5 protein-coding genes are annotated in these 5,468 nt (G+C 25.3%); 2 read left to right on the forward strand and 3 right to left on the reverse strand.

Annotated features, from left to right (window positions below; all coding sequences use genetic code 11):
• Both ACERKK_RS10735 and ACERKK_RS10740 read left to right on the forward strand, forming a co-directional pair.
• Positions 1–549, forward strand: a 549-nt coding sequence (locus tag ACERKK_RS10735) for a hypothetical protein (RefSeq protein ID WP_373773077.1), incomplete at its 5' end; no start/stop codon positions are given.
• A 116-nt stretch (positions 550–665) separates the two neighbouring features.
• Entirely contained in the window at positions 666–1,094 is a 429-nt protein-coding gene (locus ACERKK_RS10740) for a hypothetical protein (protein WP_373773078.1), read from the forward strand.
• Positions 1,095–1,149: 55 nt separating this feature from the next.
• Here the strand turns inward: ACERKK_RS10740 and ACERKK_RS10745 are convergent, their stop codons facing one another.
• The 3 genes from ACERKK_RS10745 to ACERKK_RS10755 form a co-directional block, all read right to left on the reverse strand.
• The gene (locus ACERKK_RS10745; protein WP_373773079.1) at positions 1,150–3,354 is read right to left on the reverse strand and encodes an endonuclease MutS2; all 2,205 of its coding nucleotides are present in this window, start codon (positions 3,352–3,354) and stop codon (positions 1,150–1,152) included.
• 43 nt (positions 3,355–3,397) lie between these two features.
• On the reverse strand, positions 3,398–4,732 hold the full coding sequence (locus ACERKK_RS10750) for a DASS family sodium-coupled anion symporter (protein ID WP_373773080.1): 1,335 nt from the start codon (positions 4,730–4,732) through the stop codon (positions 3,398–3,400).
• A 10-nt stretch (positions 4,733–4,742) separates the two neighbouring features.
• The coding region (locus tag ACERKK_RS10755) for a hypothetical protein (RefSeq protein ID WP_373773081.1) at positions 4,743–5,468 on the reverse strand (726 nt) is incomplete at its 5' end.

Here is a 5,468-nt window from a genome sequence, read left to right on the forward strand (position 1 = left end):
CTTTTTTATAAAATCTTCATCATTGTTTTTATTATTATAATTTCATATTCTATATATGAACAAGTTAATAATTCTAAAAAAATCAAACGAGTTAATTGCCAAAATAAAACTATTACATTTGAAAAAATATTTTCTATTAAGAATAATAAAAATTTAATAGAAGCTAAAGAGTTATTGCAATCAAACAACTATACTCTTCTATCAGAGATTGAATATTCTAAAAATATGAAAAGTAATTTAATTACAATTCTAAATAAAAAACAAGCAGATGAAAAATTAAATAAAGTAATATCAAATTATATAAAAGAGAATAAAGTAGCCAATAAAAAGCTATATATCGACTATTATATATATGAAAATGATAAACAAGACAAAGGAAAAAAAGGAAAAAAATCAAAACTTTATGCTGGTTATTTAGTATTTGAATTTAAATATAAAAATCAAGTGTTATATAAAATACAAACAGATTATATGGATATTAATGCTAGTGATATTGAAGAGAGAATGGACTGTACAATAAAATCATTCCTTCTAATAAATAATAAATAGAATTTTATTTTACTATTTTAAAAAATTTTAAATTTATATAATTATAAGTATATATTATTTATAATTAATAAGTTTTATTTATAATTGTAAAACAATTAATTATAAGGAAAAGTAATATGAAAAGAAGTTTATTGATTTTAGGTTTAACACTATTATTATCAACAGCATCAATAGCAAAAGAGAATAATGTAAAAGGTTTAAATGTTTTAATTACTTCATCAGATGCTCAAACTCAAATGATGGGTATGGTTTTATCAATGATGACATTAAAACAAAAAAAAGAAGTAAATATGACTTTATGTTCAAAAGCTGGTAATTTAGCAGTAAAAGGAATGAAAAGCCCAATACTAAAACCTCTTGATAAATCTCCAAAGATGATGCTTCAAGCACTAATAAAAAAAGGTGCGAAAGTAGAGGTTTGTCCACTATTCTTACCAAATGCTTCTTTAGAAAAGTCTGTATTATTAGATGGGATTAATGTAGCAAAACCAGCAAATGTTGCTAGTAGTTTATTAAATAAAGATTATCAAAATTTAAGTTTTTAAAATAATAGTAAAGAAGAAAGAAGTAACTCTTTCTTCTTTATAAGTTTTGCAGTTTTTAAAGTTTTATTACTTTTGCACCAAATCCACCTTGATGTGCATCTGCGTCTTTATAAGATTTTATTTTTGGATATTTATCTAAAAATACTTTTACAGCATAAGATAACTTTCCTGTTCCAATTCCATGATAAACTAAAACTTCATCAAATCCAGCTATTAGAGCATCTGATAAAAACTTATCTAGGTTTTCAATTGCTTCATCAGCTCTTTGTCCATGAAGGTCAAGTGTAACACTTCCAGAATCTGGTTTTTGAACTGTTAAAGTTGCTTTTTTAGGTACTTGTTTTACTTTTGGAGGATTTCCTGATCTTTGTAAATCTGATAGTTTTACTTGAACTTTCATTCCCATATCATTTTCAATAAATGCTTTAGAACCTTTAATTGAAACTAATGTACCTTTTGTACTTCTATATTTTACTCTATCCCCTACTTTTAACTCAACTACATCTTGAATCTTTTGAGTTTCTATTTGAGTAACTTTTTGATGTGATATATTTAGATGTTGATGAGATTGGCTTACTAGCTTAGCTTTAATAGCTTTTTTTGCTTCATCTCTTGCATCTTTATACTCTTTATGAAGTTTTGATTTTTCAGAATAAATATGATTATCAAGATTTTCTTTTTCTTCTTTTAGATTTCTTGTTAATCTTTCCATATTTTCAATTTCATTATTAAGCTTTTGGATTTTTAACTTATAATCTTTTTCTAAATCAGAACTTCGCTCAATTAACTCATTTAACTTATCTTTATCATCACCATAAACTTCTTTAGCTTTATTTACAATATTTTGAGGAATTCCATATCTTGATGCAGTTTCAAAAGCATAAGATCGTCCAATAGTTCCTTGTAAAAACTCATAGGTTGGTTTTCTATTCTCTTCATCGTAAAGTGCAGCTATTAACTCAACTTCGTTATTTGAAGCCATTAAAGCAGCTAATCTTTTATGGTGAGTTGTAATAATAATTTTAATATCTTTTCTAATTAACTCTTCAATAATTACTTTAAATAAACTAGCAGCTTCATCTGAATCTGTTCCTAATTCAATCTCATCAACTCCTACAATTGCATTTTTTGAAGTGAAAAGTTTTGAGAATTCTACCATTCTTCCTGCAAATGTTGAAATATCATTTTTAACACTTTGTGGGTCATCTAATACAGCATTTATAGATTTAAAGTTTCCAACTGTTGTATCTTTATGTGCATTATATGGAATTAGATATTTTGATAATAATACTGCTGATAAAATTGATTTTAACATCATTGTTTTACCACCTGCATTTACCCCTGTAATCATAACAACTGATTTAGTAAAATCAATTGAGATAGGTTTAGCACCTGATATTGCAGGATGAGAAAAGTCAACAAGTTTATTTTGTGCTTTTTTACTTGGTATGATAAAGTTTTTATCATTTATTTTAGCAAAGAATAATCTTGCTTGATAGTGATCAAATCTATCAAACTCTTTATTTATAAACTTTAAAAACATTAAGTTTTTTTCAAATAATGAAGAAATTTCTTTACAAATTTTCAATAAAATTTCTTCTTGTTTATTTCTTAAATCACTTTGTTCTTGTTTTAAAGCACTTGTACTATGAGGTAATACATAAAAAAATCCAGAATTAGATCTATTAATAACAGATGCTTTTAATACATGATTAAATCCACCTCTTACTAAAATAGCCTCTTCACCATTTACATAATGTACTTGTGAATCAACTAAATAAGTTCTAATTTTAGGAGAGTTTATTATTTTGTATAAACTTTGTTTTATAGATTCTTTATTTTTAGAAATTGCATTTTTAATCATGTCAAAATCTTGATCTACACCATCTTTCAAATTTGCTCTATCATCAAAATAATCACAAATTTTTAAAATATCTTCTGGGATAATAATTTTATCAATCCATTCTTGAAGTTTTCCATCAAAATTAAATCTTTTTAAGTATGAGAAATATTTGATTATTTTAATAAATTCAATAATTTCATCAACTTTTAAAATACCTTGTTTTTGAATATGCATCAATGCTCTATCCAAGTTTAATATCTTTTGAGGTTCTTTAAAATCAAATTTTGATAATTCGCTTATTAGTTTATAATGAAGGTTTATATCACCTTCTAATATGATTGATTTATCTCTTGCTAAAAGCTTTGAGAATGAGTCTATATAGTCTGTTAAATCTAGTTTTTTTAATATATCTTGCATGGTGCGTATTATAACCAAAAGGCTATAATACTTTTATAAATTTTTATAAATAAAATTGCCAGTAAACTAAAGCAATTGTAGTAATGGCTAAAATACCCAAAATATTAAATAAGAATCCATATTTTGCCATATCTTTAACTTTTACAACACCTGAACTCATAGCAATTGCATTTGGTGGAGTTGCTATTGGAAGCATAAAGGCATAAGAGGCACAAATTGTTGCAACAAATAATATTAAAGTTGTATCAATATTTGAACTTTGACCAAGAGAATATATAATTGGTAAAGCAATAGAAATAAGTGCAGTATTTGATGTGATTTCCGTTGTAAATGTAATCATAGCAGCAACTAATACAATCAATAATATTGTAGGTAAATTTGTTAAAACTAAAAGATATGTTGCTATTTCATTTGCTAATCCTGTTGATGAAAAAGCACTTGCAATAGAAAAACCTGCTCCAAATAAAAATATGATTTCATAAGGAATCTTTTTAGTATCTTCCCATTGTAAAAACCCTATTTTTGGAACAAACATTAATAAACCAAATCCTAATAAAATTACTTTTTCATTTAATCCAAGTCCTGAGTAAAAAGGCTCAATTTTAGAGTTAGCAAAAAGTAAAACAACTAATGAGATTAAAATCATTGATAAACGCTTTTGACTTGGTGTTAAGCTTAAATTATCTTCTATTTCTCTTTGGATTTTTAAATCACTTACACCTAAAGATAAAACATAAGGAATTATTACAAGCATTACTAAAGCTAAAGGAAGAGTTAAAAACATCCAACTTACAAAAGATACAGCTTCAATACTATTTTGCTCCATAAATCCTAAAAGAATTAAATTTGGAGGTGTTCCAATTGGAGTGATAATACCACCAATACTTGCACCATAAGCAATTGATAATACAAGTCTTAGTTTTAACTTTAAATCATCTGTTAAAAACATTGCAATTGGAATTAATAAAAGTGCTGTTGTTGTATTTGAAATAAGTGAACTTAAAAATGCTGATGTAATTGCTAAAGAAAACATAATACCACGAACTGTATTTGGGAAAAATGACAATAACTTATTTGATATATACTTATGTAAATCTGTTTTTTGTGTAGCAATTGCAATCATAAATCCACCCAAAAATAAAAATATAATAGATTTAGAGTAATTAACACTTGTAGCATTTGTACTTAAAATATCAAAAGCAGGAAAAAGTATTATAGGCATTAATGAAACAACTCCTAAAGGAAGTCCTTCATTTGTCCATAATGTAACTAAAAAAACAATAATAGCAAGTAGTATTGAATGTTGAGTATTAAAAGCCAAATTTGCTATGAAAAACATAGCAAGTCCAAGTATAATTGATATTAATATTTTATTCATTTTACCTCATTTAATTTTTTGTATATTTCATAGCAACAAACCATAAATTGTCTTTTTTTACTGTTTTATACAATGTAACACCTTTTAATTCTGTTTCATCAGCTTTTACATTTATTTTACTTTGTGCACTTTTAGAAATCACATCTCCATGCATTTGTTTAACTAATGTTGTTTCTGATGAAACCCTTACACTAAGTGTTTGTTGAATAGATTGTAAAGCTTTATTTTTAGCTTTTGTTTCATCAAAATCAGAACCATAACCAATTACAACATTCTCATTTTCATCTGAAATACCATACCAATCAGGTGGCGTAATATCTTTTGCAATATCATAATATGTTATGTTCTCTTTTTCTAAATCAAGTTTATCATTTGAAACAAGTTTTATACGTTCTCTTATATATGTTTCATCACTTATAATTGCTATTGTATTTTTATTATTGTAAGAAATATTAATACCAATAAATTCAAGCTCTTTATCACTTAATTTATGTAATACAATAGCTTTAAGATTTGATTTGTATTTTTTCATTTTTCTTGCTAAGTCTGGCTCAACTTTTAAATAAATTTTTCTTTCAAAGTTATTTTTTGTTGATTTTACAGTCATATAAAGTTTTTGTGCATTTGGATTATAATTAATATTAGTAATAATTGGATTACCAAAAAGTGTACTAAGAGCTTTTTGGGCAACTTGTACTTTTGTTTCATTTATATTTAAAAGCCATGTATTTGTAGC

This window comes from Poseidonibacter sp. (assembly GCF_041821165.1).
Classification (GTDB): domain Bacteria; phylum Campylobacterota; class Campylobacteria; order Campylobacterales; family Arcobacteraceae; genus Poseidonibacter.